This is a genomic window from Streptomyces sp. NPDC021749, from assembly GCF_040640655.1.
Taxonomy (GTDB): domain Bacteria; phylum Actinomycetota; class Actinomycetes; order Streptomycetales; family Streptomycetaceae; genus Streptomyces.
Genome location: NZ_JBFACE010000008.1, coordinates 233,945 through 246,491 on the forward strand (window position 1 = coordinate 233,945; position 12,547 = coordinate 246,491).

Genomic DNA, 12,547 nt, shown 5'->3' on the forward strand with positions numbered 1-12,547 from the left:
ACGGAACAGGCTCGACAACAGCCGCTCCTCCGGGACGGACCGGCGTCCGCCTCGGAGAGCGCCTGAAACGCGACCGAAAAGCGACCGTCCCAGGCCCTGCCGGAGCGGAGAACCAACCGCAACCCGGAAACGGAACAACCGAATTCGGAACAGGAACGGCCAGACTCGGAGCAGGAACAACCGCCCTCGGAGCAGAACGACCACTCCGGAACAGGACGAACGACCACCTCCGAAACAGAAGCGACGACGAACGACCAACCCCGGAACAGACGCGACCGCCCCGGAAACTCCCCCGGAACCGGAACGGCCTACCCGGAGCAGGAACGGCCTCCCCGGAGCAGGAAAGAAGGCGCCCATGCCCGCCGAGTCCCACCTCTCCCCCATGCCCAAGGACTGGCAACGGGCCCTCGCCGTCGCCGCCCACCCCGACGACCTCGAATACGGCGCCGCGGCGGCCATCGCCGAATGGACCGCGGCGGGGCGCGAGGTCAGCTACCTCCTGGTCACCCGCGGGGAGGCCGGTATCGACGGGCTGGCCCCCGAGGAGTGCGCCCGCGTGCGCGAGGCCGAACAGCGGGCCGGCGCCGCGCTCGTCGGCGTCCACACCGTGGAATTCCTCGACCACCACCGGGACGGCACGATCGAGGGCGGCCCGGCGCTGCGCCGCGACCTCTCCGCGGCCATCCGCCGCCACCGCCCGGAGCTCCTGATCACCCTCAACCACCACGACACCTGGGGCGGGGGGCAGTGGAACACCCCGGACCACCGGGTGGTCGGCCGCGCGGCCCTGGACGCGGCGGGCGACGCCGGCAACCGCTGGATCTTCCCGGAGCTCGCCGACACCCACGGTCTCGCCCCCTGGAACGGCGTCCGCTGGGTGGCCGTGGCCGGCTCCCCGTACCCCACGCACGCCGCCGAGGTCGGCCCCGGCATCGACCGTGCGGTGGCCTCCCTGGCGGCGCACGGTACGTACATCGACGGCCTGCGCGGGCACGGGCAGGACGCGCAGTCCTACGCCCGCGCCTTCATCGAGCAGAACCTCCGCACCGGCGGTGAACGCCACCGGGGCCGCCCGGCAACCCTGTTCGAGCTGTTCCCGCGCTAGGAGCGGCCGCCGTTCAGGGCCGCCGTTCACGGCCATCGTTCACCGCCCCGTTCACGCCCACTCGTTTACGGCCACCGCGCACCGCCCCCGTTCACCACCCCCGTTCAGCGCCCGTCGTTCACCACTCCCGTTCAGCGCCCTCGTTCACCGCCCCTCGTTCACCACTCCCGTTTACCGTCCCCGTTCGCGCCCACCGCTCACCGCCCCTGCCACGAACGTCGTGACCAACTCCGCGATCTCCTCCGGCTGTTCCAGCGCCATCGCATGGGTCGCGTCCACCCCGGCGACGGTCACGTACGGCTGCGTCCGTGCCAGCTCCGCCAGATCACGGCGCAGGCCCTCCGTATAGGCCGCCATCAGTTCGTCGAACCACGACGGCACGCCCGGCACCGGCGGGTTGGGGCGCAGCGCCCTGGCGATCAACAACGGTCGGGAAACGTTCCGGTACAGGCCGAACAGGTCGATCCCGGCCATCGCCTCCTGTAGCTCGCCGGCCTGCTGCCGCCCGGGCCGCAGGAAGAACCGCCCGTCCGCGGTCTCCGCCAGCGCCCGCCGCACCCCCGCCTCCATCACGTCCGCCGGAATCCCCAACTCCGCGGCCATACCGACCTGAAAGCCGATCACCCCCGCCAATGCCTCGGCCCTGAAGGGCTGTCCGCCCGCCTCCTCTGCGAACTTCCGTGCCTCTCCGAGCCGTTCGCGCACCCACTCCGGGTCCAGCCCCACGTACTGCTCCGGCCGCCCCATCCCGTGCCCGTCCAGGTTCACCGCCGCGGGCACGAGGTCCGCCAACGCCTCCAGGCACCGTACGGCCACCATCCCGCCCAGGGAGTGCCCGACGACGACGGCCTGCGGTATCTCCCGGGCCGTCAGCACCGCCCGTACGTCCTCGACCGCCACCTCGAACGTCCACGGCACCGCTCCGTCCTCCGAACGCCCGTGCCCCCGCAGGTCCATCGCCAGCACCCGGTGCTCCGCGGCCAGCAGCGGCGCGGCCCGCTCCCAGTCCACGAGCGTCCGCCCGGCCCCGTGCACCAGCAGTACCGCCGTCCCCGCCCCGCCGTAGTCCCGCACTGCCAGCTCCACCCCGTCGCCGGCCTCGCACACCAGGTCCTCGCCCGTGTTCTCGCTGTTCTTCGCGCTCTGCGTCATGCGTCCACGCTAGGGCCGCCAAATGCGTTCAAGATCATTCGCAAAGTCGATGCGACGCCCCCCTTTTCCGGGAGAGAATGGATCAACCCCCTTCACCCAACTCCCCCTTCACGCACCCCTCCTTCGCCCACCCCCCCGCCAGCAGGCTCCGGAGACAGCAGGCCTGGAGACAGCAGCCCCCAGAGAAGGCGCGTCCCCGAGACGGCACGCCCCCGGGACGGCACACCCCCCGAGACGGCACGCCCCCCGGGACGGCACGCAAAGAGGGCCCCGCCCCTCAGAGGCCGGACCCTCTTCCTGCCGCCCCGCCCGGTCGGCCGGGGCCTGACGGCTCAGGCGGCGCGGAGCTCCGCCCACCACGTGATACCGCCCGGGTGGAGCCGGGTGCCGCACTCGGCCGCCAGGGCGGTGACGATGCCGAGCCCGCGTCCGTGCTCGCCCGGGCAGGGCTCGGCGGACGGCCGTCCGTCCGCCGTCGCAGGCCCGGCGTCGGTCACCTCGACGCGCAGGCCGTTGCGCCCGTCGACGACCTGCGACAGCCGCAGCACCGCCGGCGGCAGGGCGTGGACGACCGCGTTGGTGATGAGCTCCGAGATCACGAGGAGCGCGTCGTCGGCGAGGTTCGGGGCCAGGTTCCAGTCGGCCAGGACGGTACGCACGCGCCGGCGTACGACCGGGACGGCCTCGGGGATGTGCGGCAGCGGAAAGACATGTTCGGCCGCCTCCCGAACCGCCGTGTCAAGCTGTGCCGTCATGTCGCCTCCTTCGAGGCCCTCTACCGGCTGGAACGCCGGGCTTGAAAGGGACGCTATGGCGGCACGGTGGAGGGGGTCAACGAACACTGGTCGGCATTACCGAACGGCTGCCTGCGGAGGGCCGTCCGCTCCGGCAGCTGCCGACCTCGGGACTACGATGGCCTCATGGCCGGCCTGGTCCAGTCGATCGAACGGGCGGCGGCAATCCTGCGTCTGCTCGCCAGTGGGCCCCGTCGGCTCGGACTGGGTGAGGTGGCCGCGTCGCTCGGCCTGGCGAAGGGCACCACCCACGGCATCCTGCGCACCCTGCAGAACATCGACTTCGTCGAGCAGGACCCGGCGACCGGCAAGTACCAGCTCGGGGCGGCGCTGCTGCACCTGGGCACCAGCTACCTCGACGTGAACGAGCTGCGCTCCCGCTCCATCAACTGGGCCGACGCCCTGGCCGCCCGTAGTGGGGAGGCGGTCCGCCTGGGCGCGCCCCTGGAGGGCAAGGTGCTCATCGTCCACCACGTCTTCCGCCCCGACGACACCCTCCAGACGCTGGATGTGGGCGCGCTGCTGCCCCTGCACGCGTCCTCGCTCGGCAAGGTGCTGCTGGCTTTCGGCAGCGTGCCCCTGGAGCCGGCCGTGGAGGCCGGGCTGGAGGCGTACACCCGGCACACGCTGGTCGATCAGGAGCACCTCACCCGGGCGCTCACCGAGGTCCGGGAGCTCGGGTGGGCCGCCGAAGTACAAGAGATGATCACGGGCGAGGCCGGCGTCGCCGCGCCGATCCGGGGCCACGGTGGCCTGGTGGTGGGCGCGATCGGCGTCTCCGGCACGGTCGAGCGGATCTGCGACTCCAAAGGGGTCCCGCAGCCGGCCCTGGTCACCCAGGTCCGCCACGCCGCCCGGGCGATCTCCCGCGATCTGGGGGCCGCCCGCTGGTGAGCCAGGCCGGCTCCCGTGCACCGCAACGGAAGGCTGATCATGGTTAAGCGGTACGTGATGTCCATCGATCAGGGCACCACCTCCACCCGATGCATCCTGTTCGACCACCAGGGGCGGCTGGTGTCGGTCGCCCAGCGGGAGCACCAGCAGCACTTCCCCCGTCCCGGATGGGTCGAGCACGACGCCGTCGAGATCTGGCACACCCTGCAGCGCGTGGTGCCGCAGGCGCTCTCCGACGCCGATGTCGGCCCCGATGAGGTCGCCGCCGTCGGGATCGCCAACCAGCGCGAGACGACCGTGCTGTGGGACCCGCGTACGGGCACCCCGCTGGGCAGGGCGATCGTATGGCAGGACACCCGTACGGCTCCGCTGGTCGAGGACCTCAGAAGCCGGCCCGGGGACGAGTTCTTCCTCCGGCGCTGTTGCCTGGCCCCGTCCACGTACTTCTCGGCCCCCCGGATCCGCTGGCTGTTCGACCATGTCGACGGGCTGCGGCAGCGCGCCGAGGACGGCGAGGTGCTGTTCGGCACGATGGAGAGCTGGCTGATCTGGAACCTCACCGGCGGGCCGGCCGGCGGCATGCACCTCACCGACGTCACCAACGCCAGCCGCACCATGCTCATGAACATCAGCACCCTCGACTGGGACGAGGAACTGCTGGAGTTCTTCGGGGTGCCCCGGCCGATGCTCCCGGAGATCCACTCCTCCTCCGAGACCTACGGAACCGCCCGTTCCGTCGTCCCGGGCGTCCGTATCAGCGCGGCACTCGGTGACCAGCAGGCAGCGCTGTTCGGCCAGACCTGCTTCACCCCCGGCGAGGCGAAGTGCACCTACGGGACCGGCAGCTTCCTGCTGCTCAACACCGGCACCGACGTCGTACGGTCCCGGCACGGACTGCTCACCACCGTCGCCTACAAGATCGAGGACCAGCCCGCGGTCTACGCACTCGAAGGCCCGATCGCCGTCACCGGCGCACTGGTCCAGTGGTTCCGCGACCGACTGGGGCTGATCAGCACCGCCCCCGAGATCGAGACGCTCGCGCGCACCGTCGAGAACAACGGCGGCTGCTACATCGTCCCGGCGTTTTCCGGCCTGTACGCGCCGCACTGGCGCAGCGACGCCCGCGGGGTCATCGTCGGCCTCACCTCGTACATCACCAAGGGGCACCTGGCCCGGGCCGTGCTGGAGGCCACCGGCTGGCAGACCCGGGAGGTGGTCGACGCCATGAACGCCGACTCCTCGCTCGCCCTGACGGTCCTCAAGGTGGACGGCGGTATGACGTCGGACAACCTGCTGATGCAGTTCCTGGCCGACGTGCTCAACGTCCCGGTGGTGCGCCCGATGGCCGTCGAGACGGTCTCCCTGGGCGCCGCCTACGCCGCTGGTCTCGCCGCCGGCTACTGGCCCGACCTGGAGGTCCTGCGCCGCAACTGGCACCGGGCCGCCCAGTGGCTGCCGGACATGGCCCCCGAGCGGCGGCAGGCGGAGTACGAGGACTGGAAGCGGGCGGTCGAGCGCTCGCTCGGCTGGATCAGACCACCGAACCCACCTTGAGGGCCCGGGGCGCGCTCGCACCGGTCACCACCGGGCAGCGCGGAGCCGACGACCAGAACGGTGGCGGATCATTGCAGAGGGGGTTCCCGCTACCCGCAAGGCTGGTCTGTCCGGGCACCCTCTCGTTGACGAGCGCTGACGAGCGCTGACGATGGTCATGCAAAACCTGGGACGGGGCTAGCAAAAGAGATCCTCCGCATCCTGCAGACGACTACCTTCCAGACGCGTGGCAAACGCCTCGACCGGCCGCCCGGCCACGAAATAGGAGCCGGTTTCGTGCAGGTAAAAGACGCGCTCCGTTTCGTCCATCAGCACGATGCCGAGTTCCCGCGTTTCGTACGCGACAGGAAAAATCGACCTGCCAAGACGTTGACTCAGCTCGACCACGTCCTCCGCATCGCCGTCGTACCCGAACGTCGGCGTCACCACCATCTTGATATGGGGACTTCGAGGGTAGGGGAGTTCAAGTTTGCCGTACTCACGCACAAAAGCCATGGCGCACAGCGGTGGAGCAATGATTACACCTTGGTCCGCGAAGTCTCGAATCCTTTCCGAGATGAGCCGGTCGGCCTCCTCGCCGATGTCCCGTCCAGGGAACCAACCGTGCTCCACCAGCCAAGACCTGACGTCTCCTTCTCCGATCACGGCGCCTGCCCCTCCTCAGTGCCTGCCTGGCTTCTATGGCCTACGCCCCTGTCGCGGGAGCGCACTGCGCAGTTGCCCTCTTGGCGACGGCCCATACAGGAAATATTGACACGGGCGAACTGAATCGAGGCCGGCATCACATTGCATAGCCTCGAATTCCCGTGACGACAGCAGCAGTTCGCTGGCGGCAACCACCTCCCGCTATCCGATGAGAAACCCCAGCACGGGAGCGGCGCGAGGAATTCTCCCAGCGCGGCATGTGAGGGTCGAGAGGCCAGCAGCGCGGGGGCGGCTCGTCACCGCACCGGTGTCGAGTGCGGTGATCGGGGCGCTCGCGGTGAGCCTGGTGACCAGGCCGTGAATACTCCGGGGTGTCCACGAACGGAGAACACCGGTCGGAGCGAGTTGCGCCCATCCCCCTACGCCTCCGGGAATCGATCATGTGATCGTCGAGGCCGGCAACCCAGCCCTCCCGGCGCCGCGGACGCCGGGATCCTGGCGCACGCTGTGATCGCCGAGGGGCGGGAGTCGGTCGGGCCCGGCTGGCTTGGACGCGACCGTGCGCCCGGGGCGCAGGTGAGGGGCATCCGCGGGGATGCCCCTCACCTCGGCACTCGACGGTCAGGACCCCGGAGGTCACCCGGCGTGTCGAGCGCCCGCCTTGATGGTGTCGTCTTCCGCTGGGTGCCATGCGTGGATCGTCACCGTAGCCAGGCGCTGAGCAGGGTCAGCAGAGCCATCGCCAGTGTCATGACTGCGGCGAAGGCGGCACCTGCCCGCAGACAAGCGGCAGGAACGGATGCTCCGTCCATGCGGTGGAGCATGCCCGCGATGCCTGCGATGCCCACGGCAACCAGCGCGGCCACGACGATGAGCAGGACGATGAGGACGACACGGGTCGGCGTGAAGTGCATGAGTTCCCCCTTGATCCTGGAGTGATTGCCGCTCCCTTCTCGGGCGGCCTGCTGGGAGGCTCGCAACAGGAGGAGGCGTCCGGCACGCCAGCCGGACGGCATCGGTACAACCGCCTCTCCGGTGCCGATCGAGGGCATACGCTGGGACTTCAGCTGTCCGGCAGGTGTCCGGACACCATCAGGAGCAGTGGGTTGGGGGGGACTTGAGCAACGGCGAAGGGGAAGAACCAGTTCAGTACTTCACTGACCTCCTTCTCTCACTCGGCTGGCTGCGCACCCTGACAGGGCCTTCCTGGAGGGACCTTGAGCGGCAGTCAGGTGTGGCCAGCAGCACCGTTCAAGACTGGCTGAAGCAGGGCTCCGTCCCGGATGAGGTCGACGGGCTGAAGAAGGTGGCCGCGCTGATCGTGGACGCGGCCCGGCAAGATCACCGGGCGAGCCCGGAGGCTGTCGCTCGTGTCGCCCACGTGAACTGGTCGGCAGCGCACAGTGCCGCTCAGACAGCTCGGGCAGGTTTGCGCGGGGAACAGGCCGCGTCCAGGAGATCGCAACGCGTGAGCACAGCGCGGACGGCTCGGGAACGAATCGCTGGATTGCCGGACAGGCCCCTTCCCGTGGCGGGCTGGGACGCCCGGCAGCTGAATGTTCATGCAGCGGCCTCGCCCGCAGATGGCAGCGCGGCGTCAGCCGCGTTCGTGCTGCCCGTGTATGTACGGCGGCCGCATGACGAGGATGTCCGCCGCCGGCTGATGAGCATCGCCAACGGTTCGAGGGCAGAGATGCTGGTGCTGCGCGGCGGATCGTGCACGGGGAAGACCCGCACAGCCTACGAGGCCGTGCAGCGGCACCTTCCCGACTGGCACCTCATCTACCCCAAGACCGCGGATGCGTTGATCGCCGCTGTCGAGGCGAACGCCGCCCTTGAGAAGACTGTGCTGTGGCTCGACGATGCCCAACATCTCTTCGAGCAGCCTGCCGGCGATGACGCGGCTGCAGCTCTGCGCCGATTGCTGGAGCGACCAGGCCCCGTCATCGTCTTCGCCACCATGTCGTCAAGCGCCCACAGGCGGCTGACCACTCCTGCGAAGCAGGATGAGCTGGACATCCACCCCAACGTCCGAGCCCTGCTTCGCCCGTGGCCCGCCATCGACGTGCCGGAAGAGTTCACCGGCGAGTCACTGAACGAGGTCTACCGCAAAGCCGAGGAAGACTCCGCTCTCAACGCAGTACTCGTGTCCGTCGCCTACCGCGGAGCCCTCACGCAGACCCTGGCGGCAGGTCCCGACCTCTTGGACCACTGGCTCCACGCTGCCTGCCCCTACGGTAAAGCGGTTCTCACAGCCGCGATCGACGCCAGCCGCCTGGGCGTAAGCAAGCCGACGACCGCCTTCCTTCTCGCTGCGGCGCCCGGATACCTCCGAGCGCACCAACGAGCTGAAGTTCCGCAGGGCTGGAGCCAGAGAGCACTGGACTACGCCTACGAACTCAAGAAAGGTGTCGCCCGCGCCCTCAACCCGGTCCCCCTTGCCGAGGGCATGGGAGCCGAGCCCGACGTCCACGCCCTTGCCGACTACCTGGAGGAGCACGCCGCACCGTTGCGCGAGGGCCTTGCTCCTCCTCCCAGTTTCTGGACCGCCATCGCCCGCCAAGCCGGCACACCAGACGAACTATGGCGGATCGGGCGGGAGGCCGGCCGGATTGGGTTCGACTCTCAAGCCGAGCAGCTATTCGCCAGTGCGGTCGAGGCATCCGGCCATGCCGAAGCACTGTGGGGACTGGCCAGATATCGCGAGCTCGCCGGAGACCATCAAGCAGCCGAGCGGCTGGCAGTGGAGTCCGAGCGTGCCGGCAACTCCTATGCCTTCCGAAGGCTCATGAAGATGCGGCCCTGGCCGGCCGACGCGGAGCTCGCCATCAAGGCCGACCTGGCAGGCTACCCGCACGCCCTGTCTCGGCTCACCTGGGAACTGGAGTACACCGACAGCTGGGACGCCCTCATCGAGGTGTGGCAGAGGGCGGCGAAAGCAGGGAAGGACGTTCCGGACTGGGTGCCGAAGGAACCGTGAGGAAGGACGAACACGGATCCACAGCGTAAGCGGGGAGACGTCGCAAGCCGTCGGTCGGTCACTTCCGTTTACGAGGACCTGCACTGACAAGATCCGGTCCGCTGGGGAGTCGATTACGCGCACGCCCTGAACAGCCTCGACGCCGCGTTGTCTACAGGGGCGGGCTGAGGAAGCTCACGAGTACGAGCGGCACGCAGCGGAACTATGAAGGAGACTGCATGCGCGACAAGCTGTCTGTTACGGGCACGAATACGTCGTGGCACTGACCACCTTGGGTCGCTCCATTGGCTCCGACCGGCATCAAGGCATCAGGGCCCTAAATGAGCGCCGACACCCAAGCGTGGCCCAGCGCACCCTCGCCAGCAGTACCGAGAGGAGAAGCGATGCCTGTACCCACCTGCGTTATGGGCGGCAGAGGAATTCCCGACCACGTATCCCGGGGTCATGACTTCGATAAATTCGTCGAGTTAGGCTCGTTGACCAAGGTGATCACCGGCACGGTCCTGACCCAGCTCGCCACGGCAGGCGCGCTCGACCTCGACGACCCGATCGAGCGCCGGCTCGACGACGTCCCCGAGGACACTGGCGTTACCCTCCGGCATCTCGCTGAACACACCTCCGGGCTGCCCCGGCTCCCTCCCGGGACCGGCGCCTCTGCCTTTGATCCGTACCGCTCCTTCACTGACACCACCCTGCACGAGGTTCTACGGAACTGGCACAAGACAGCCACCGGTCCTGTGGGGACCACGCAGTACTCCAACCTCGGGTACGCCGTTTTGGGCCACGTTCTCACCACCACAACCGGCCGCACCTTCCAGCAACTGGCCGACGAGTACGTCCTTGCCCCACTGGACCTGCCAGAAGGCGCCGTGACCGCGTCACCACCGCCGGACCAACGCCTCGTGCGCCGGAACCTGTTCGGACAACCACGTCGCCCATGGACACTGACGGGACCGATCCTGCCTGCGGGCGGGCTATGGGCCACCCCTCGCACAGTCGCCCGCATCGTGGTCGGCCTGGTGGTGGACCGCGTACTTGGGGAACCTGCCCCCACATGGGTTCGTCACGGGCCGACGCTCTCGCACATCGGCGCAACGCGAACCGCCTCCGCGTTCACCGCGGCCCACGAGGACGGCCGGTGGATCTTCTTGCACCGCCTGCACGGAAACCAACACCGCACGGTCCACCTCGCTACGCAAAAACTGAAGCAGCGTACGTAAGTACGGGCACCCGAGGCATGGGCGGGCACCGCAGCCGGCGGCGTCACGCACGGACCCGATGGGAACCGCATCGCCGGACGCAGAGCCTTGGGCCGATCGCGGGAGTGGCTTGGGCCGGATCGGTCAGTTCAAGCAGGGTGGCGCCGGGGAGTGATGGAGGGTCGAGTGCGAAGGCGAGCCACAGCACGGCGCATCCCGCTTGCCGGAGGGCCGTGATGCGTTCGGCGGCGCGGTCGGTCGCGTGAGACGCGTACAGGCCGTCGGAGGCGACGACCAGCAGGCGCCCGGCTCCGGGTTGTGCGAGGCCGAGGCCGGCTGAGAGGGCGTCGATGGCTTCGGCGAGGCTGTGTCCCAGGCCCCTCGCGGGTCTGGCTGGTGAAGTCGTCCAGGACCAGGGTGCGAATGGTGGCTCGCAGGTAGCGGCGGTCGCCGGGGCGGCGAGCGGGATTCAGCGGGGCGAAGAGGGCTGCGTCGATCTCAAGGCCGGCCGTCGTGGGTAGAACGCCGCCGGGGCGCCGGAACGGGTTCCGTGCTGACAGGTGACGATCACGTCGTGGCGGCCGGTGAGTTCGGCGACCTGCTGACCCAGAGCTGCGCCGATGCGCAACCAGTGCCGGAAGGGCACTGCCCATGCTGGAAGAACGTGGCCTGGCCGCACGCACCCCGGGAGGGCACAGCGGCCCCCGCCGCAACCCTGACCTCTGGTACACCGCCGCCACGGCCAGCGAAGCCCCCAGTACGCCGTCGAACGACGACGACCCCGCACGGGCCCAGCCAGCCCCCTACGCGGACGACACCACCGAGCCCACCAGCAGCCCCCTTGAAGACAGCGGCAGCTCCCAGGAAGAGCCCACACCGGGCACCTCGGCCCTCGACACCGATAACACGGACACCTGCGCCGCAGAGGAAGCCAGCGCGGCACAGAGCGACCCATCTCAGGACACCGAGCACAACGACAGCGACGACACCAGCCAAGACAGTACGCCCAGCGAGGAGGACAGCAGCAACGCTCCCGCCCCACAGGAGAACCCCGAGCCGCCAACCGCACCGGCACCCGGTGTGGAAGGGCGACCCGCGCCGGGAGCACTCCGGCAGATGGTCATCGACCACCTCCGGGCACACCCCGCCGAGGCATTCACCGCCACCCGGATCAGCCGCATCATCGAAAAGTCGTCAGGCGCCATCGCCAACGCGCTCGACAAACTGGCCAGCCAGGGAATCGCTACGCAGGTGAACGACCGGCCGCGCCGATTTCAGCTCGCCAACTCGACCGTGAACACGACGCAGTAGCTGCGCTACCGGTATGGAACCGGGTGCCCCCCGCGCACCGCGCGAGGTGCACCCGGACGTCCTCTTGATCACAACCGGGCGGCCGACGCAGTGCGGATCGTGGCGGCCTCAAGCAAGCCGCCTGACGGGTGTAGGCGGGCGACCAGGTGCCGCTCACGAGTTATTGATCGCTGTCCATACAGCGCAGGCCACAGCGGCTACCAGCCAGATTTCCGAGAGCCAGGAGATCGCATACTTCCTGCGAATAACAAAGTCCGACGAAACTGGTTTGCCGGCGATGTAATCACGGACTATTTTTGCCGCCCTGTCCGAACTCCCCACAAAGGAATCAATAAGAGAACCACTGTAGGCTCCGGCAAAAATCTCACCACCGTCTCGCGTTTCGATCTTCATGGTCCCACCGATATCGACGTAGGCTTTCTTTATCGCCCCGGGTTCAACACGGTATTCAAAGATGGCGTTCACCACCCGCACGCAACTGGGAGAGAGAATAACCCGGGAGCGGAGGATTCGCTGCTCGACGAAGATTGTGCCGAAGATCGCCGTCAGGCCGAATGGGGCACTGTTCGGGCCATCCATGCCCATCTTCGGGATCGCCAGAGCTCCGAGCGCAAGAAAGAATAAAGTGAGGAACCATTGCAGTATGCGATATCCGCTTCTGCGCAGCTTTCGCACTCCCTCGCGACGCTTCATGACCCGTCTCCCTGTTTTCGATCCCGAAGGAGGATGGCCCAGCGAGCGGACCATCCCGACCATCGGTCTATCAGCAGAATTTTGGAACGCTTGGAGCTGTGAGGTTCGGCAGATTCCCCGCACTATAAGGGCTGTCCCGTAAATGATCTTTAACGTGCTGGGTGACCTGCTGGTTTCTGCGTCATCCGGCAAGGACAAGGTTGTGCAGGCGGGCGATGCC

The 12,547-nt window shown here is 68.5% G+C and carries 11 protein-coding genes; 6 read left to right on the forward strand and 5 right to left on the reverse strand.

The window, feature by feature from the left end:
• The first annotated feature begins 355 nt into the window (after nt 1-355).
• Nucleotides 356-1,105 carry a PIG-L deacetylase family protein gene (locus AB0G35_RS11155; protein ID WP_360947085.1) on the forward strand — a complete coding sequence of 250 codons (750 nt, stop codon included), beginning with the start codon at nt 356-358 and terminating at the stop codon, nt 1,103-1,105.
• Between the two features lie 171 nt (nt 1,106-1,276).
• On the opposite strand, the gene AB0G35_RS11160 is transcribed toward AB0G35_RS11155, so the two are convergent.
• Nucleotides 1,277-2,257: an alpha/beta hydrolase gene (locus AB0G35_RS11160; RefSeq protein ID WP_360947087.1), complete on the reverse strand. Its 981-nt coding sequence runs from the start codon at nt 2,255-2,257 to the stop codon at nt 1,277-1,279.
• Between the two features lie 332 nt (nt 2,258-2,589).
• Nucleotides 2,590-3,012, reverse strand: a complete 423-nt coding sequence (locus AB0G35_RS11165) for an ATP-binding protein (RefSeq protein ID WP_360947089.1) — start codon at nt 3,010-3,012, stop codon at nt 2,590-2,592.
• A 165-nt stretch (nt 3,013-3,177) separates the two neighbouring features.
• Between AB0G35_RS11165 and AB0G35_RS11170 the strand changes: the two genes are divergently transcribed.
• Together AB0G35_RS11170 and glpK are read left to right on the forward strand one after the other, a co-directional pair.
• Nucleotides 3,178-3,945, forward strand: a complete 768-nt coding sequence (locus AB0G35_RS11170; RefSeq protein WP_360947091.1) for an IclR family transcriptional regulator — start codon at nt 3,178-3,180, stop codon at nt 3,943-3,945.
• 39 nt (nt 3,946-3,984) lie between these two features.
• A complete protein-coding gene (glpK, locus tag AB0G35_RS11175; RefSeq protein ID WP_360947093.1) occupies nt 3,985-5,499 on the forward strand; it encodes a glycerol kinase GlpK in 1,515 nt (504 codons plus the stop codon).
• A 177-nt stretch (nt 5,500-5,676) separates the two neighbouring features.
• Here glpK and AB0G35_RS11180 read toward each other — a convergent pair whose 3' ends face one another.
• On the reverse strand, nt 5,677-6,144 hold the full coding sequence (locus tag AB0G35_RS11180) for an SUKH-3 domain-containing protein (protein WP_360947095.1): 468 nt from the start codon (nt 6,142-6,144) through the stop codon (nt 5,677-5,679).
• A gap of 701 nt (nt 6,145-6,845) precedes the next feature.
• The gene (locus AB0G35_RS11185; RefSeq protein WP_360947097.1) at nt 6,846-7,058 is read right to left on the reverse strand and encodes a hypothetical protein; all 213 of its coding nucleotides are present in this window, start codon (nt 7,056-7,058) and stop codon (nt 6,846-6,848) included.
• A 320-nt stretch (nt 7,059-7,378) separates the two neighbouring features.
• Between AB0G35_RS11185 and AB0G35_RS11190 the strand changes: the two genes are divergently transcribed.
• The 3 genes from AB0G35_RS11190 (at nt 7,379) to AB0G35_RS11200 (ending at nt 11,634) form a co-directional block, all read left to right on the forward strand.
• Nucleotides 7,379-9,124: a hypothetical protein gene (locus AB0G35_RS11190; RefSeq protein WP_360947099.1), complete on the forward strand. Its 1,746-nt coding sequence runs from the start codon at nt 7,379-7,381 to the stop codon at nt 9,122-9,124.
• A gap of 383 nt (nt 9,125-9,507) precedes the next feature.
• Nucleotides 9,508-10,344: a serine hydrolase domain-containing protein gene (locus AB0G35_RS11195; RefSeq protein ID WP_360947101.1), complete on the forward strand. Its 837-nt coding sequence runs from the start codon at nt 9,508-9,510 to the stop codon at nt 10,342-10,344.
• A 630-nt stretch (nt 10,345-10,974) separates the two neighbouring features.
• Nucleotides 10,975-11,634, forward strand: a complete 660-nt coding sequence (locus AB0G35_RS11200; RefSeq protein WP_360947103.1) for a hypothetical protein — start codon at nt 10,975-10,977, stop codon at nt 11,632-11,634.
• A gap of 153 nt (nt 11,635-11,787) precedes the next feature.
• Here the strand turns inward: AB0G35_RS11200 and AB0G35_RS11205 are convergent, their stop codons facing one another.
• The gene (locus AB0G35_RS11205; RefSeq protein ID WP_360947105.1) at nt 11,788-12,327 is read right to left on the reverse strand and encodes a hypothetical protein; all 540 of its coding nucleotides are present in this window, start codon (nt 12,325-12,327) and stop codon (nt 11,788-11,790) included.
• Nucleotides 12,328-12,547: the final 220 nt, after the last annotated feature.